Below are 16,655 nucleotides of genomic sequence, written 5' to 3'. Positions count from 1 at the left end.
TGTTTACAACACCAACTAGAGGCATAATCTGCGCATGAGGCCGCGCTATCTTCCATTCAGTTTCGTTCGTCGCTTTCGGCGGGTGTGCCTAAGGTGCCTTCTCGGAGGTTTCTGCCTGTTCAGTCTGCCAAGCTGGGCCTGGAATACCACTGGACACCGCGAGGTGATTGCCGTTGCCTGGTCAAACCTCAGCCCGGCAACCCGACAACAGGTGAGTGATTTGCTGGCACGACAGCGGATCATGCCGAATACACGTGATGTCACTGGAGAAGCCGCCTGGATGGCTGCAACGCTCTGGCCCGACGAATTACGGGATCAAACCGACAGCAGCGAGAACCTCGCACCTCCGGCAACCATGCGCCAATGGATCGAACGCGCGCGCACGGGCCAAGCCACCCGACGCTGGCATTTTGCGGATCGCAATGTGGCATTGCCATTTCATCAGCAACCGGTGCACGGACTTCTGGAGCAGGCACTGGACGATCAACTGCGCTTACTGGCCAACCCCGCACAACCCAGCGAGGTTCGCGCCGTGGCGCTGGCTTGGGTCAGTCATCTGATCGCGGATGCTCATCAACCACTCCATACGGCCAGCCGTACCGACCCTCTCCGGCCAGGCCAGCTTGATGCCGGAGGCAACACGGTCACCGTGGTCGATGCTGGGCGTCGCCCGCCGGACCCGCTAAGCCTGCATCGCTGGTGGGATGAACTGCCCGGCCATGCCCCGCCCGGCAGCAGCCGTTTTGACAAGGAGGTCAGTCGACTGACGCTCCAGGCAGCAGAGATTCCTCATTCGGTCATCATCACGCAATCGCGTTCGTGGATTGAAGAATCCTTTGTGATTGCCCGTGATCACGTTTACCCGGGATTGACCCCCAATGATGACGTCCAAGGCACCTTTATCATCCGCCAGGATTACTGGCTGGAAGGCCGCGACATCACGCGAACCCGCCTGGCACTGGCCGCCCGACGTCTAGCGCACGTGGTTACACAAGCACTCCGGCAGTGAGTTTAACTGCGAGCCATTGCCTCCAAGCGGGCAATACGTTCCGCCGTTTTAGGATGCGTCGAGAACAGCGTATCAATACCCCCACCGGCCAGCGGATTCATGATCATCATCTGTGCGGTGGCAGGATGTGCCTCAGCCGTCGGGAAAGGAATACCACGGGCATAGGCATCAATTTTGCCCAGGGCGCTGGCCAATGCCAACGGATCACCGCTGATCTCGGCACCCCCCCGATCTGCTTCAAACTCACGCGCCCGTGAAATAGCCATCTGGATCAAGGCAGCTGCCAACGGGGCAATGATCGCCACAATAATGCTGACCACGGCATTGGCCGGGCGCCCTTCTTCGTCCCGCCCGCCAAAGAACATAGCGAAGTTGGCCAGCGCAGAAATAGCACCCGCCAGTGTGGCGGCAATCGTGGAAGTCAGAATATCGCGGTGCTTCACATGGGCCAGCTCATGCGCCATCACCCCACGTAACTCGCGCTCGCTGAGTAGGCTGACGATGCCGGTGGTGGCAGCCACGGCCGCGTTTTCCGGATTACGGCCGGTCGCAAAGGCGTTGGGTTGCGCTTCATCAATCAGATAAACGCGCGGCATCGGCAAGCCGGCACGCCCGGCCAGATCGTGAACCATGTTGTACAGATAAGGCGAGGAGGTCTCATCGACCGGCTGCGCGTTATACATGCGCAGCACCATCTTGTCTGAAAACCAGTAGGCAAAAAAGTTCATGCCACCGCCGATCAGCAGCGCCATCAGCATCCCTTGGCGCCCCCCAATCAGGCCGCCGATCATCATGAACAGCGCCAGAATGGCGGCAAACAGCATTGTCGTTTTAAACCAGTTACCCATGATGCCTCTCCTTGATGCTCGCTCGATGCAAAAACGTTGTTGGACATGCCGCTCATTAAAGCGGAACACAGCTTAATAAACGCTTAGCGCGATGTAGATGGATAGCAATCCCCGGTTTTCAAGTGAGGCGAGTACCTACCGGCATCGGATGACCCCGCAGAAAATCAGCGGCAGCAAGGCGTTTTCCGCCAGGTGCCTGCAACACCTCGAGACACAACGCCCCCTCACCGCAGGCAACCACCACGCCCGAGGCATCGGTCGCCAGCACCGCTCCGGGCTCACCTTCGGCCGCAACCTGATGGGCACGCCAAATCTTGATGGGCTTATCACCCAGATGGAGTATGGCACCAGGGAAAGGGTTATAGGCACGAATCTGTCGATCCAGTACGGCAGCACTTCGGGTGAGTTGCAGGAGGGACTCCTGCTTTTCCAGCTTATGCGCATAGGTGACACCCGCCTCCGGCTGCGGGGTAGCTGTCAGCGCCCTCCCTGACGCCAGGGCTCGGAGTATGGCGACAATGCGTTCGGCCCCCAGGGCGGCCAGTCGATCATGGAGCAGCGCGGTGGTATCGCTCGGTTCTATGAATAGGCGTGCCGCATCGACCACGCCGCCCGTATCCAGACCCGCATCCATCTGCATGATGCAAACACCGGTTTCCTGATCGCCCGCTTCAATCGCCCGGTGAATCGGTGCGGCACCCCGCCAGCGCGGCAACAACGAGGCGTGGATGTTGAGGCAACCGTAGCGCGGCATATCCAGCACCGCCTGCGGCAAGATCAAACCGTAGGCAACAACGACCAGCACATCGAGGTTATAGCTGCGCACCAGCGCCTGGGCTTCATCGTTACGTAGCGACACCGGTTGTTCAACGGGTATGCCATGCTGCAACGCCAACTGTTTAACCGGCGAGGGGGTCAGCTGCATTCCCCGGCCAGAAGGCCGATCCGGTTGCGTGAGCACAACCGCCACCTCAAAACCGGCCGTCAGAATTAACTGCAAAGCCTGCTCGGCAAAGGCCGGTGTTCCGGCGAACCCCACGCGTAAGGTCATACCGTCTGCCGGGCCAGTTTGGCCAGTTTGTTCTTGATCCGCGTCTGTTTGAGCTGCGACAGATGATCAACAAATACCTTGCCGTTCAGATGATCAATCTCGTGCTGAATACAGATCGCCAACAGATCACCCGTGGCAAGGACCTGCGCTTTGCCCTCCAGGTCCTGATAGCGCACGCGCACATCGGAGGGCCGATCCACCTTATCGTAAATGCCGGGCACCGAGAGACAGCCTTCTTCATAGGTCTGCATACCGCTGGTGGATTCAATCACCGGGTTAATAAAGACCTGGAGTGATTTCTGATCTTCCGAGACATCAATCACCACAACACGCTGGTGCACATTGACCTGGGTAGCGGCCAGACCAATGCCCGGTGCCTCGTACATGGTCTCGGCCATATCCGCCACCAGCTGGCGCAAAGCGGCATCAAACACCGTCACCGGCTTAGCGACGGTGCGCAGACGTTCATCGGGAAATCGCAGAATCGGGAGCAGGGCCATGCGTCATCTCTGAGTGGCACACATCTGCGTTGCAGATGTGGAAATTGATTTATGCTTGTCATACGCCACCATATCGGTCAGCGCTTTCAGGTCAATATTATAGCGATGGGTCTCAAATTCAACCGGCTTGTTCTGACAGTGCTCACCCTATGTGCACTGTGTGGCTTATCCGCATTTGTACATGCGGCCCCGCCGTTGCCGCTGATTGTGCCGGAAGCCACCTTCGTCACACTGCCCCGGATCACGGGAACTACGCTGAATCAGCGGATGATGGACACCCGCAGCATTATCCGCATTCAACTCGGCGAAGCTTCCGATGCCTTTACACCCAACACGCCGCTCACCGTGATCCGACAAGGCCTGCGGCTGCGCGCACCTGGCGGCAAAACCCTGGGGGTCCTAGCAATACCCGTCGCCCAGGGCCATACGCTGAGCGAGGCCGCACGTGCGCGCGAAATTGCCGAACCGGTTTCCACCAATGTCGACTGGATGCGCCTTGATGTGCTGTACCAAGAAACCATGCGCGGCGACAGCGTCATGACCCGGACCGAGGTCAAAGCTATATATCAGTCCGCAGATCACTGCGCCGCTGCTGCAATATCGCCGCCTCCGGCATCCGAAGTCATCGCCTTGGCCAGCCACATGGACCTGATGGCCACGCGGGGCGAGCTTGTCGTCGTCTCGGGCGGCTGCCAGGCCGGACTTGGCGAAGGCCGCCAAGTGACCCTCTGGCGACCGGCCACCTCGACCTTTGGCCGTAAACTCGACCAGGCCGTTGAAGACCCGAAAAACGATAGCAACAGTGTCTTCGAGGATAATCCTGTCATCAACCGTGAACAAACACCCGGCCACCGAGTGGCCGATGGGCGCGTTGTCGCAGCCTACGACAGTACGGCGATTGTGCAGATTCACGCACTTTCGCAGGCGGTCCAGCCCGGTGATCTCGTTCGAATCCACGCGCCCTCCAAGCGCTAAGGCCTTATTTATGAACCCGGCTTCTTCCCACCTGGCATCAGACGAACTCACACACTGGCTGAATCTGACACTGCCTTCCGGCATTGGCCCGCGTACCCAGCAACAACTGCTGCGAGCCTTCGGCCAACCATCAGCAGTGTTCTCGGCCGGACTCAGCGCCGTATCCGGTGTCATTGGTATCAAACCTGCTCAGAGCCTGTTCGATGGTTTGCAGAATGACATCCAGCAAGCCCTCATTGCCCGCACCCTGGCCTGGAATGCGGAATCCGGGCATCACATCATCACCTTGGCTGATGAGCATTACCCGCAGCGGCTGCTGGAATCCAGTGATCCTCCTTGCCTGCTCTATGTCAACGGTGATCCTAGCTTTCTGAATCGCCCGGCCATTGGTGTTGTGGGCAGTCGCAACGCGACACCCCAGGGTATGGAAAACGCGCTGGCCTTCTCACGCGTTCTGGCCGATGCCGGTTTCACGATCATCAGCGGTCTGGCACTGGGCATCGATGCCGCCGCCCATGAAGGCGCCTTACTTGCCAACACGCGCAGCGATGCACCGAGTGGCACCATCGCCATCATTGGCACGGGCATCGACCGTGTCTATCCGGCCCGCAACCAAAAACTGGCACATCTGATTACCGGTCAGGGCTGCATTATTTCCGAGTTTCCGCTGGGCACGGTCGCCGCCGCCAGCAACTTTCCCCGCCGCAACCGGCTCATCGCCGGCTTATCGCAGGCCTGCCTGGTCGTTGAAGCCGCGCCCGCGTCAGGCTCACTCATTACGGCACGGTTGGCCGGCGAACTGGGCCGGGATCTCTTCGCCATTCCGGGCTCGATTCACGCACCCCAATATAAAGGCTGTCACGCCCTCATCAAGCAGGGTGCCAAACTGGTCGAATGCGCACAGGATATTCTTGAAGAGCTCCGCCCCCAGCATGCCCCGCAATTCATGGCGGCGCAACCGACCGCCCCCGTCAACCCGGTACACCAGCCTCTGTTGGCGGCATTGGGGCATGACCCGTGCACGCTAGATCAATTAATTAGCCGCAGCGGGTTGACGACCGACGCGGTTCTTGCGATGCTGACTGAACTCAGTCTGGAGGGTGTCGTCACCAACCTGCCGGGTGGCCGCTATCAAAGGCTGATCCGCAGTTAAATTCGGCACCCCATTACTGTCGATTGACTCGATTCCAAGCCATAGGTTGCTCCATGCTCGATATTCTTGTGTACCTGTTCGAACATTTCGAAGAACTTGGCGCCGGCGACCCGCAAACCACGGCTGATGGCTCACCGCTTTCAGAGACCTTAATCGAAGCTGGTTTTGAACGCGAAGAAATTGATGAAGCCTTTGGCTGGCTCGCCGGCCTGGCCGGGGAACGTCACCGCGCGATCTCTGCGCCCTCGGCAGACTCTGTCCGAATCTTTACCGATCGCGAATACGAGCATCTCGGACACGACTGCCTGAACTATCTGTTTGCGTTAGAAAGCCAGAATGCGGTACCGGCCGACCTGCGTGAACTGATCATCGACCGCGCGATGGCCATGGAAGACCTAAGCCTGGAGCACTTCAAAATCATTGTCCTGATGGTACTCTGGAGTCGCAACCAGGCGATTGACGGACTACTCGTCGAAACCCTGCTCGACGACGCCAACCCGGTCTACAACTAAATCCGTCATCCGGGTGCGCGGCTTGCCAATCCCGGCAAGCCCTCCTATGATGCGCCGGTTACTTACGAGAACCACCCCATGGGAAAAAAGCTGATCATTGCCGAGAAACCTTCAGTCGCTCTGGATATTTCCAAAGCGCTCGGCGGCTTTACCAAACACGACGACTATTACGAAAGTGACGATTACGTCCTGTCTTCGGCCGTGGGTCACCTGCTGGCACTGATCTGCCCGGAAGAATTTGAAGTCAAACGCGGCAAGTGGACTTTTGCCCATCTGCCCGTGATTCCCCCGCACTTTGATCTGCAACCCATCGAGAAGTCGGCACCGCGCCTGAAAGTGCTGCAGAAGCTGCTGCGTCGCAAAGACGTCGATGGCCTGATCAACGCCTGTGACGCGGGACGCGAAGGCGAGCTCATCTTCAATTACATCGCGCAGTACGCCAAGGCCAAGGTACCTGTACAGCGCCTGTGGCTGCAGTCCATGACCAAGGACGCCATCCAGAATGGCTTCGCCCATCTGCGCGATGGCGCCGATATGCAGGGGCTGGCCGATGCCGCCGTCTGTCGTTCGGAATCCGATTGGCTGGTCGGCATCAACGGCACCCGTGCCATGACGGCCTTCAACTCCAAGACGGGTGGCTTTCACCTCACCACCGTCGGTCGCGTGCAAACGCCGACGCTGTCTCTGGTCGTCGAGCGCGAAAAAGAAATCCGCGCCTTTATTCCCCGCAATTACTGGGAAGTCGAAGGCGAATTCCAGGCCGCTGGCGGTAACTACACTGGTCGCTGGTTTGATGAAGGTTTCAAAAAAGGCGAGGATGAACACGCCCGCGCCGAGCGCCTGTGGCAAGAACAGGAAGCCGCGGCAATCCGCAGCGATTGTCTGGGAAAACCCGGTGTTGTTACCGACACCGCCAAACCAGAAAATCGGTTATCTCCCCTGCTTTTTGACTTAACTAGCTTGCAACGTGAAGCGAACACCCGTTTTGGATTTTCGGCCAAAACCACGCTATCGATCGCCCAGGCGCTCTACGAACGCCACAAGGTTTTAACCTATCCGCGTACCGATTCGCGCGCACTGCCCGAAGACTATCTGCCCACCGTCCATAATGTATTGGCTGGCCTACCCGATATTTATGCGCCCTTCGCCAACGAAATTGTGAAAGAAGGCTGGGTCAAACCCAACAAGCGCATCTTCAATAACACCAAGATCTCCGATCACTTCGCCATCATCCCGACCGGCACGGTGCCCAAGAGCCTGTCGGAAGTGGAAGCCAAGCTCTACGATTTCGTTGTGCGCCGATTCCTCTCGGTTTTCTATCCGGCTGCCGAATACCTGGTCACCACCCGCATTACGCGCGTGGGCAAACACCCGTTCAAAACCGAAGGCAAAGTCCTCGTTAAAAAGGGCTGGCTCACCGTTTACGGCAAAGAAGAAAGCGACGAAGAAACCAACCTACCGGCTGTCACAGACGGTGAACAGGTTCAAACGGAAGACGTGCGCGTTAAAGCTTCGGCAACACGCCCACCGGCACGCTACTCTGAAGCCACGCTGCTCTCCGCCATGGAAAGCGCTGGCAAACGGATTGATGACGATGAACTGCGCGCCGCCATGGCCGGCCGCGGCCTCGGCACGCCAGCTACCCGCGCCCAGATCATCGAGGGCCTGTTGGCTGAACAATATCTATTGCGCGAAGGCCGCGAACTCATCCCGATGGCCAAGGCGTTCAACCTCATGACGCTATTGGAAGGTCTGGGCGTTACGGCGCTCACCTCACCAGAATTGACCGGCGAATGGGAATCGAAGCTGGGCAGCATGGAACGCGGCGAACTGCCGCGCAAACAATTCATGGCCGAAATTGCCCAGATGACCGAAGACATGGTCGCCAAGGCCAAGAACTTCGAACATGACACCATCCCCGGCGACTTCGGCACGCTGACCACGCCATGCCCCAAGTGCGGCGGCGTTATGAAAGAAACCTACAAGAAATTCCAGTGCGGCAGCTGTGACTACGGACTCTGGAAAACCGTGGCCGGTCGCCAGTTTGAAGGCGCCGAAATCGAGACGCTGATCAAAGAACGTCAGGTCGGCCCGCTCAACGGCTTCCGCAACAAAATGGGACGGCCGTTCGCTGCACTGATCAAGCTTAACGACGAACACCAACCTGCTTTTGATTTTGGTAATACAGACGATAGTTCCAGCGAGCCGGTCGACTTTAGCGGTGTGACTAGCGTTGGCAAATGCCCCAAGTGTGCGGCTAACGTTTACCCGTATGTCACCTCTTACGTTTGCGAAAAATCCGTCGGCCCGGAAAAAAGCTGCACATTCCGCTCTGGCCAGATCATTCTGCAACAACCAATTGATACCGAGCAGATGTCCAAGCTGCTCACGGCGGGCAAAACCGATCTGCTCAAAGAGTTTGTATCGTCGCGCACTCGTCGTAAATTCTCTGCCTTCCTCGCGCTCGATAAAGACGGCAAGGTCGGTTTTGAATTCGAACCGCGCCCGGTAAAAGCCGGGGCCACCGCGAAGAAGGCTGCGCCGAAAAAATCGACGGCTAAAGACGCGGATACCGAAGAAGCCAAGCCTGCTAAAAAAGTTGCTGCCAAGAAACCAGCGGCCAAAAAACCCGCAGCAAAAAAACCAGCGGCTAAAAAACCAGCGGCTAAAAAAGCCACTAAAGCCAAGGAATAATGGCAGGCTTGCAAAACAACACCCCAGTACCGGACGAGCTACGGCTACGTGCCGGTGGCCAGACACTGGGACTGACTTACCCGGACTTGGGCGAAGTCGCACTAAGCGCCGAGTTTCTGCGCGTTCACTCGCCCTCGGCTGAAGTGCGTGGCCATGGCGTTGGCAATGAAGTGCTGCAGACAGGCAAAGAAGATGTGCGTATCACCGGCATCGAACCAGTCGGCAATTACGCCATTAAACTACTGTTTTCGGATGGCCACGACAGCGGTCTATACTCTTGGGACATCCTCAACGAATTTGCCAGAAACCATCATTTACTCTGGCAGAGTTACCTACAGCGGCTTGAGCAAGCCGGCTATCAGCGCAAGGTTTAATGTGACACATCAAGACAACACCACTCACTTTGGCTACGAAACCGTTAATGAACGGGAAAAGGCAGGGCGTGTACGCCAAGTATTTGATTCGGTCGCCACCAAATACGACATCATGAACGACCTGATGTCCGGTGGCCTGCACCGCCTGTGGAAGATCTTCACCATCGGGCGCAGTGGCGTGCGCCCCGGCATGAAAGTGCTGGATATCGCGGGCGGCACCGGTGACTTGGCGAAGGCCTATAGCAAGAAGGTTGGCCCATCGGGTGAAGTCTGGCTCACCGACATTAACAACGCCATGCTCACCTGCGGACGCGACCGTTTGCTTAATGCCGGCACCGTGATCAAAACGGCCCAATGCGATGCCGAGAAGCTACCTTTCCCCGATGGCTACTTTGACATCGTGACCGTCGCCTTTGGCCTACGCAACATGACGCACAAAGATGGTGCGCTCGCCGAAATGCGTCGCGTCCTCAAACCGGGCGGTAAACTCATGGTGCTGGAATTCTCCAAGGTCACACCGCTGCTGGCACCGATTTACGATTTCTATTCTTTCAAGATCATCCCTCAAGTTGGGCAGATCGTCGCTCAAGATGCTGACAGCTATCGCTATCTTGCAGAATCCATTCGCATGCACCCAGACCAGGAAACGCTCAAAGGCATGATGGTGCAAGTCGGTTTTGACCGAGTTCAGTATCACAATCTGACCGGCGGCGTCGTTGCCCTGCACATCGGCGAAAAATTCTAGAGCCATGCTGCACAGCCTATCACTGCCGGTCATCAATCGCGCCCTACGGGACGACCCATGGGCGGCAGGCAGACTTGCCAGTTTTGCCGGTGCTTCGCTGCACATCACGCTGGCGGATCGTACGTTCCTTCGCTTCTGCATTGAACCGGACGGACTACTCGCAGCACACCAGGTTTTCGGTCAAGACGAACCCACGTTATCCATTGAACTTCCGGCACACGCTGCCGCACTACTCATCAGCCATGGTCGGCAAGGTGTGATCAAGGCTGCAAAAATTCGTGGCAACGTTGAACTGGCAAATACGCTGAACGATGTGATGGACCAGATCCAACCCGACCCTGAAGCTTTTCTTGCGTCAAAAGTTGGCGACATCGCCGCGCATCGCGCAATGACGATGATGATCGCGTTCAAGCAGGGCGCAGAACAACTGGTGACGCGTTTAAAAAATCAGTTCACCGAGCACGTGGCCGAGGGCCAATCGGTCATTGTGCCCAACCCTGACATTCGGCAATTTGTCGCCGACGTCGATCAACTGCGCAATGATGTTGCCCGTTTAGAGCAACGGATTCAGAAAGTCTCACGCAAGTAGCATCGTTGCCGGGTAAAATCCGCCTCAAAACACCTTCTCTACGAGCGATTTAAATAGGCTGCCCCATACCATGACATCAATCTGCCTGCTTTGTCGCGCCGTAGACGAAGAAATTCTGTATGCCACTGATTTGTATAGAATAATTCTTGTTAACGATCCGGCCTGGCCGGGCTTCTGCCGTGTCATACTGAACCATCACGCCGCCGAGATGACCGACCTGCCAATGGAACAACGATCCGCACTCATGGAGGCCGTATGCGTCACCGAGTCTGCTCTCAGAGATCTCATGGCGCCGACGAAAATTAATCTGGCGAGCTTGGGCAATGTCGTACCGCACGTACACTGGCACGTGATCCCGCGTTGGAGCGACGATTCTCATTTTCCTGATCCGATTTGGGCGAACCATAAACGGGCATGGCCCAACAAACCAGTGATTGATCGCACAGAACTCATCGCGCGCTTACGTTCCTATCTGGATGCCTAGTTTTCAACATGATGTTTCACGTGAAACATCTGCCGCGTTATTTCGTCATTCGGACACCTGCTAATTCGCAGGACAGGATCGCCTGACGGACGGCATCAATCGCTTTCGGCCTTGGGAAAGTCGTGCGCCAAGCCAAGCCCACCATTCTGGCAGCCGCAGTCGCATGTTTTGTTGCCACCGCTTTGCTTCCACCAGCCCCAAAAGGCAGCACTTTGACCATAGGCTCCTTGCCAACCAGGGGATCAGCAGCAGCGCTTGGCATGACAGCAATTCCGGCGCCACTAGCGACCATATGACGAATGGTCTCCAGCGAGCTCCCCTCCATCGAACCTGACAACCCTTCTGCACGTTGCAACCTCGGGCACGCTTCTAACACCTGATCGCGGAAGCAGTTACCGCTCCCCAGCAGCAGCAGCTGTTCACCATCCAGTTCTTCTGGATTCACCTGCGTTCGAGCAGCCCACCCATGTGTAGACGGCACCACGACACGGAACGGCTCTTCATAAACCTTCTGCGTCACAATACCGGGCATATCCACCGGCAAGGCCAGCACCAGGACATCAAGCTCCCCATCTTTCAGCATGGGAATCAAGTTGCCCGTAAAATCCTCGCGTAAAAACAGGGGCATATCGGGTGCTAAGCGGTGCAGCACCGGTATCAGCGACGGTAGCAGATACGGCGCTATCGTGTAGATCACACCCACGCGTAACGGTCCCTTGAGCGGATCCCGGCTTTGCGTGGCGATCTCCTCCAGTCTTAGGGTTTCATCCAGCACGCGTTTAATCTGGGCAACTATCAGTTCACCCAGCGGTGTCGTTCGAATTTCTGATGCACCCCGTTCAAACAAGGGTGCCCCTATCTGCTGTTCAACTTTCTTAATGGCTACCGAAAGCGTGGGTTGGCTCACATGACAATAGTCGGCGGCCTTACCAAAGTGGCGTGTTTTGTCTAACGCGCTGATATAGCGCATTTCTGTCAGCGTCATTGTAGCCATGGGTTTCCTCTGACGTCTTTGATCAAAAGTTGTTCCACGTGAAACATTCTAATCCGCTTATTTTATCGCTGTATGATTTGTTTCACGTGAAACACAGTTCATGATTTAGGCGGCCAACCGGCAAGATGCATCTGTTCCGCATTCAACCATTGCCATTCTCCGGGTGCCAGACCATCCGGTAATGCCAACTCACCGATGGCTATTCTTTCCAGGGCTTCGACATGATTACCCGCCGCGGCGATCATCCGCCGGACCTGATGGTACTTGCCCTGGCTAATCGTCATCTCCAGGAGCAATGGTGAGATCAACTGGCAGGCATCGGCTGCGATGGTTTCTAATTCATCCTTCAGAAGCACACCGGCCATAAGCTTTTCACATAACGATGCTGCCGCAGGCTCCGCGAGTGTTGCCCGATATACTTTGGGCACCGCATGCTTGGGTGAAGTGAGCACGTGGATACATTGGCCATCATCAGTAAACAGCAAGAGCCCGGTCGTTTCAACATCCAGTCGACCAACCGGTTGCACATCGCGCTCACGCAATGGGTCCGGCAAGAGCGAGAGAATACTGGGATGATGCTTGGGTGCCCGCGAACACTCATACCCCGCGGGCTTATGGAGCAGCAGATAGGCTTTTTCACAAAACGGCCATGCGCGCTCAAACCCATCTACCGTGAACACCAGCCCCTCGGTATCAAACACTGCATCGGCCTCATCGACCAACACATCATTCACACGCACCGCCCCGATACGAATCAAATGCCGGCACATTTTTCGGGATCCGAACCCCTGACTATGGAGCAATCGTTCTAACGCACTGTTTTTTTTGAGTTTTTTATTCATATCAGATAATATCGTCGAATGTGGCTTATTGTCTTTATAAAAAGAAACGGCCCGCCGCAGCGAGCCGTTCTGCACGATCAAGAACAATCACGCATCAATGTTACGGGCCGTCAATGCATTGGTTTCAATAAACGCACGACGTGGCTCAACGAGCTCTCCCATGAGGGTCGAGAAGATCTGGTCGGCGCCGATGGCGTCTTCAATCTGAACCTTGAGCAGACGACGAACCGTCGGATCCATGGTGGTTTCCCACAGCTGCTCGGGGTTCATTTCACCCAGACCTTTATAGCGCTGCTTGCCGATGCCGCGTTCCACTTCGTTAAACAGCCACTGCATGGCTTCACTGAATCGCGACACCGAACTTTGCTTCTCACCACGATGGATCACGGCACCACCCTGAGTCAGGTCCGCCAGCAATTCTGCAGTCTTGCGCAACTGAGTGTAATCGCCCGACGCGAGGAAATCCTGATCAATGAGACCCAGCTTCAGATTACCATGGTGCCAGCGCTCCAGTCGGAGCACCCAGCTTTCTCGGTTCGAATCATAGGCAGGAACAATCTCTAGAGGCTTCTCATGCGACGCACGGACTGGACCTGAGCCCAGAGCCTTAGTCAGTTCTTTTGCGGCGCTCTGAGCGGCTTTCTCGTCGCTCAGATCAATCGACAGGTTGTCGTTCACCAAGGTATGCAGTACTTCCGGGTGAATCAAATAGGACAAACGTTCAATAATGGCTTCCGACAGCAGGAAGCTGCGTGCCAGATCACCGAGTGCCTCACCTTCAATGGCCTGGCCCTTGGCTGGCTGGAGTTTGGCCTCATCCAGTGCCATCTGCAGCAGGAACTGATGATATTCGTGGTCATCCTTGAGATAACGCTCGGTCTTGCCGTGCTTAACCTTGTACAACGGCGGCTGGGCGATATAGATGTGACCACGCTCAACCAGTTCCGGCATCTGACGGTAGAAGAAAGTCAACAGCAGGGTACGGATGTGGGCACCATCAACGTCCGCATCGGTCATGATGATGATACGGTGATAACGCAGTTTTTCCGGTTTGTATTCATCCTTGCCGATGCCGGTGCCCAGGGCGGTAATCAGTGTGGCGATTTCCTGCGAGGCGATCAGCTTGTCGAAACGGGCTTTTTCCACATTCAGGATTTTACCCTTCAGCGGCAGAATCGCCTGGAACTTACGATCACGGCCCTGTTTGGCCGAACCGCCGGCAGAGTCTCCCTCCACCAGGTAAAGTTCGCACTTGCTCGGATCTTTTTCCTGACAGTCAGCCAGTTTACCGGGCAGACCCACGCCATCGAGCACACTCTTACGGCGGGTCATTTCTCGGGCCTTACGGGCCGCGTCACGAGCACGGGCCGCTTCAACAATCTTACCGGTAATCACCTTGGCATCTGCCGGACGCTCCAGCAGGAAATCCGCAAGCTTCTGGGCAACCACTTCTTCCACAGCCGGACGAGCTTCTGACGACACCAGTTTCATTTTGGTCTGCGAGGCAAACTTTGGATCAGGCATCTTTATCGACAGCACGCAGGTAAGACCTTCGCGCATATCGTCACCGGTGATATCGACCTTCGCCTTTTTCGCGATGTCGTTCTCTTCAATGTACTTGTTGATGATACGTGTCATTGCCGTACGCAAACCTGTCAGGTGCGTACCACCATCCGACTGCGGAATATTGTTCGTGAAGCAAAGAACGTTTTCTGCATAGGAATCGTTCCACTGCATGGCTACTTCAACGGAGATCGTGGCTTCACCCACTTTACTTTCACCCGTCGAATAGAACACATTTGGGTGGAGCACGGTTTTGTTCTTGTTAATGTAATCAACAAAACCCTTCACACCGCCCGAAAACGCGAAGTCTTCTTCCTTGCCAGTGCGTTGATCCACCAAACGGACACGAACGCCATTATTCAGGAACGATAGTTCACGCAAACGCTTGGCCAGAATTTCGTAATGAAATTCCACTGTCCCGAAAATTTCCGGATCTGCGAGGAAATGAACTTCTGTTCCACGGTTTTGGGTATCCCCGATAACGGCCAGCGGCGAAACTTCAACACCATTCTGCATTTCAAGAACACGGTTGACGGCCTTGCCCTGGTTGAACTCCATGAAATGCTTTTTACCGTCGCGACGGATCGTCAGCTTCAACCACTGTGATAGTGCGTTAACGCAGGAAACACCCACGCCGTGTAGACCACCGGAGACCTTGTAGCTGTTCTGGTTAAACTTACCACCGGCATGCAGAACGCACATCACGATTTCTGCCGCTGATCGCTTCGGTTCGTGTTTGTCGTCAAACTTGATACCGGTTGGGATACCACGACCGTTATCCTTCACCGAAATCGAGTTATCACTGTGAATCGTCACCACGATGTCATCACAGAAACCTGCCAGCGCTTCATCAATACCATTATCAACCACCTCAAACACCATGTGGTGCAGACCACTGCCATCCGACGTATCGCCGATGTACATCCCCGGACGTTTACGGACCGCTTCCAGACCTTCCAGCTGCTGGATCGATGATTCGTCGTATTCAGGTACTTGCGTGGGTTTTTTATCGGACATCGTTTTCAACTTTGATCATTCAAACAGGTGTTTTCTAATGGCATCACTGAAGCAAATCTTACTTAGATCCGCATCGGCATGACCACATACTTGAAGTTCGTGCTATCGATCGGACCGAAAAGGGCACTCGAATTGGAATCATTAAAGCGCCAGGCTACCGTCTCATCAGTGACGTGGCTCAATACATCCAACAGATAGTTCACATTAAAACCAATATCGAGGCGATCTCCGTTGTAATCGACTTCGATTTCTTCTTGGGCTTCTTCCTGCTCGGCATTGGCAGCACTGATTTTCAAAACACCATCTTCTAAAATCAGACGCACACCCGAGAATTTTTCATTCGAAAGAATCCGAGCCCGCTGCAGCGATTGGCTCAACGCCACACGATTCAATATCAATTCCTGCGTGAAGCTCGGCGGAATCACACGGGTGTAATCCGGGAACTTGCCATCAATCAGCTTGGTCACAAACACCACGTCACCGAACGAAAAACGTGCCTGGTTATGGGCCAGTGTGATGTTGAGCGGCTCTTCGGAATCTGCGAGCAGACGTGCCAGTTCCAGAACCGACTTACGCGGCAAAATGACTTCCTGACGTTCTAGGCTTTCACTGATGTCCATCTGGGCAAATGCCAGGCGGTGACCATCCGTGGCTACTGATCGCAACGCATTACCCTCAACCTGCAACAACATACCGTTCAGGTAGTAACGCACATCCTGTGCGGCCATCGCATATTGGGTCTGACCCAGCAGATGCTTGAACGACTTCTGAGTGACGGTAAACGACACCTGATTCGCCGGATTCAGATTCATCTGCGGAAAATCTTCCGCAGGCAAGGTCTGTAAAGAGAAGCGGCTCTTGCCCGCTTTAACAATCAGACGCTTGTCATCCATATCCAGGCTAACGGTGGACTCTTCCGGTAGTGACCGCAGAATATCCTGTAGCTTACGAGCACCCACGGTCACTGAACCTTCGGCATTGCCCTCCAGGTTCACACCCGTCGTGATCTGAATTTCGATATCTGTCGCAACCAGAGTCAGCATGGACCCTTTTTTCTCGATCAGCACATTCGACAGAATTGGCAGTGTATGCCGCTTCTCGACAATGCCAGAAACGGTTTGTAATGGGGCCAGCAGTGTTTCTCTAGAGGTCTTTAATAACAACATATATAGAATTCCTAATACGAATAAGCTCAGGTCAATTCTGTGGATAAGGTGATTTTCTCACGAAAATTCATGGGATTGCTGACTGTACAACCCTAAGGAAAACCCAGGGGATGACAGGTAGACGAAAAGGGGATGAATT

The 16,655-nt window shown here is 55.5% G+C and carries 16 protein-coding genes; 9 read left to right on the top strand and 7 right to left on the bottom strand.

Annotated features, from left to right (window positions below):
- The first annotated feature begins 34 nt into the window (after positions 1 to 34).
- Complete coding sequence (locus AC3GOJ_RS01415; RefSeq protein ID WP_488235661.1) at positions 35 to 1,009, top strand: S1/P1 nuclease; 975 nt, start codon at positions 35 to 37, stop codon at positions 1,007 to 1,009.
- A gap of 2 nt (positions 1,010 to 1,011) precedes the next feature.
- On the opposite strand, the gene htpX is transcribed toward AC3GOJ_RS01415, so the two are convergent.
- From htpX to def, 3 genes are all read right to left on the bottom strand, one after another.
- A complete protein-coding gene (htpX, locus tag AC3GOJ_RS01410; RefSeq protein WP_488235708.1) occupies positions 1,012 to 1,860 on the bottom strand; it encodes a zinc metalloprotease HtpX in 849 nt (282 codons plus the stop codon).
- 115 nt (positions 1,861 to 1,975) lie between these two features.
- Positions 1,976 to 2,908 carry a methionyl-tRNA formyltransferase gene (gene fmt / locus AC3GOJ_RS01405; RefSeq protein ID WP_488235660.1) on the bottom strand — a complete coding sequence of 311 codons (933 nt, stop codon included), beginning with the start codon at positions 2,906 to 2,908 and terminating at the stop codon, positions 1,976 to 1,978.
- The gene (gene def / locus AC3GOJ_RS01400; RefSeq protein WP_488235659.1) at positions 2,905 to 3,408 is read right to left on the bottom strand and encodes a peptide deformylase; all 504 of its coding nucleotides are present in this window, start codon (positions 3,406 to 3,408) and stop codon (positions 2,905 to 2,907) included. The genes fmt and def overlap by 4 nt, the downstream gene beginning before the upstream one ends.
- A gap of 51 nt (positions 3,409 to 3,459) precedes the next feature.
- Between def and AC3GOJ_RS01395 the strand changes: the two genes are divergently transcribed.
- From AC3GOJ_RS01395 to AC3GOJ_RS01360, 8 genes are all read left to right on the top strand, one after another.
- Positions 3,460 to 4,383 (top strand): hypothetical protein, encoded by a 924-nt coding sequence (locus tag AC3GOJ_RS01395; protein WP_488235658.1) that lies wholly within the window; start codon positions 3,460 to 3,462, stop codon positions 4,381 to 4,383.
- Positions 4,384 to 4,393: 10 nt separating this feature from the next.
- Positions 4,394 to 5,536 (top strand): DNA-processing protein DprA, encoded by a 1,143-nt coding sequence (gene dprA / locus AC3GOJ_RS01390; RefSeq protein WP_488235657.1) that lies wholly within the window; start codon positions 4,394 to 4,396, stop codon positions 5,534 to 5,536.
- A gap of 53 nt (positions 5,537 to 5,589) precedes the next feature.
- Entirely contained in the window at positions 5,590 to 6,048 is a 459-nt protein-coding gene (locus tag AC3GOJ_RS01385; protein ID WP_488235656.1) for a Smg family protein, read from the top strand.
- Positions 6,049 to 6,126: 78 nt separating this feature from the next.
- A complete protein-coding gene (locus AC3GOJ_RS01380; protein WP_488235655.1) occupies positions 6,127 to 8,742 on the top strand; it encodes a DNA topoisomerase III in 2,616 nt (871 codons plus the stop codon).
- Entirely contained in the window at positions 8,742 to 9,116 is a 375-nt protein-coding gene (locus tag AC3GOJ_RS01375) for a gamma-butyrobetaine hydroxylase family protein (protein WP_488235654.1), read from the top strand. The genes AC3GOJ_RS01380 and AC3GOJ_RS01375 overlap by 1 nt, the downstream gene beginning before the upstream one ends.
- A gap of 1 nt (position 9,117) precedes the next feature.
- Positions 9,118 to 9,861, top strand: coding sequence for a bifunctional demethylmenaquinone methyltransferase/2-methoxy-6-polyprenyl-1,4-benzoquinol methylase UbiE (gene ubiE / locus AC3GOJ_RS01370; RefSeq protein ID WP_488235653.1), 744 nt, complete (start codon positions 9,118 to 9,120; stop codon positions 9,859 to 9,861).
- Between the two features lie 4 nt (positions 9,862 to 9,865).
- Complete coding sequence (locus tag AC3GOJ_RS01365) at positions 9,866 to 10,450, top strand: ubiquinone biosynthesis accessory factor UbiJ (RefSeq protein ID WP_488235652.1); 585 nt, start codon at positions 9,866 to 9,868, stop codon at positions 10,448 to 10,450.
- 70 nt (positions 10,451 to 10,520) lie between these two features.
- On the top strand, positions 10,521 to 10,934 hold the full coding sequence (locus AC3GOJ_RS01360) for an HIT family protein (RefSeq protein ID WP_488235651.1): 414 nt from the start codon (positions 10,521 to 10,523) through the stop codon (positions 10,932 to 10,934).
- Positions 10,935 to 10,971: 37 nt separating this feature from the next.
- On the opposite strand, the gene AC3GOJ_RS01355 is transcribed toward AC3GOJ_RS01360, so the two are convergent.
- The 4 genes from AC3GOJ_RS01355 to dnaN form a co-directional block, all read right to left on the bottom strand.
- Positions 10,972 to 11,919, bottom strand: coding sequence for a hydrogen peroxide-inducible genes activator (locus tag AC3GOJ_RS01355; protein WP_488235707.1), 948 nt, complete (start codon positions 11,917 to 11,919; stop codon positions 10,972 to 10,974).
- A 107-nt stretch (positions 11,920 to 12,026) separates the two neighbouring features.
- Positions 12,027 to 12,857, bottom strand: a complete 831-nt coding sequence (locus tag AC3GOJ_RS01350) for a 16S rRNA pseudouridine(516) synthase (protein WP_488235650.1) — start codon at positions 12,855 to 12,857, stop codon at positions 12,027 to 12,029.
- Positions 12,858 to 15,350: a DNA topoisomerase (ATP-hydrolyzing) subunit B gene (gene gyrB, locus AC3GOJ_RS01345; protein WP_488235649.1), complete on the bottom strand. Its 2,493-nt coding sequence runs from the start codon at positions 15,348 to 15,350 to the stop codon at positions 12,858 to 12,860.
- A 62-nt stretch (positions 15,351 to 15,412) separates the two neighbouring features.
- Positions 15,413 to 16,516 (bottom strand): DNA polymerase III subunit beta, encoded by a 1,104-nt coding sequence (dnaN, locus tag AC3GOJ_RS01340; RefSeq protein WP_488235648.1) that lies wholly within the window; start codon positions 16,514 to 16,516, stop codon positions 15,413 to 15,415.
- Between the last annotated feature and the right edge of the window lie 139 nt (positions 16,517 to 16,655).

It is taken from the genome of Fluviibacter sp. (genome assembly GCF_057744235.1).
This window is presented reverse-complemented; position numbering and strand designations above follow the sequence as displayed.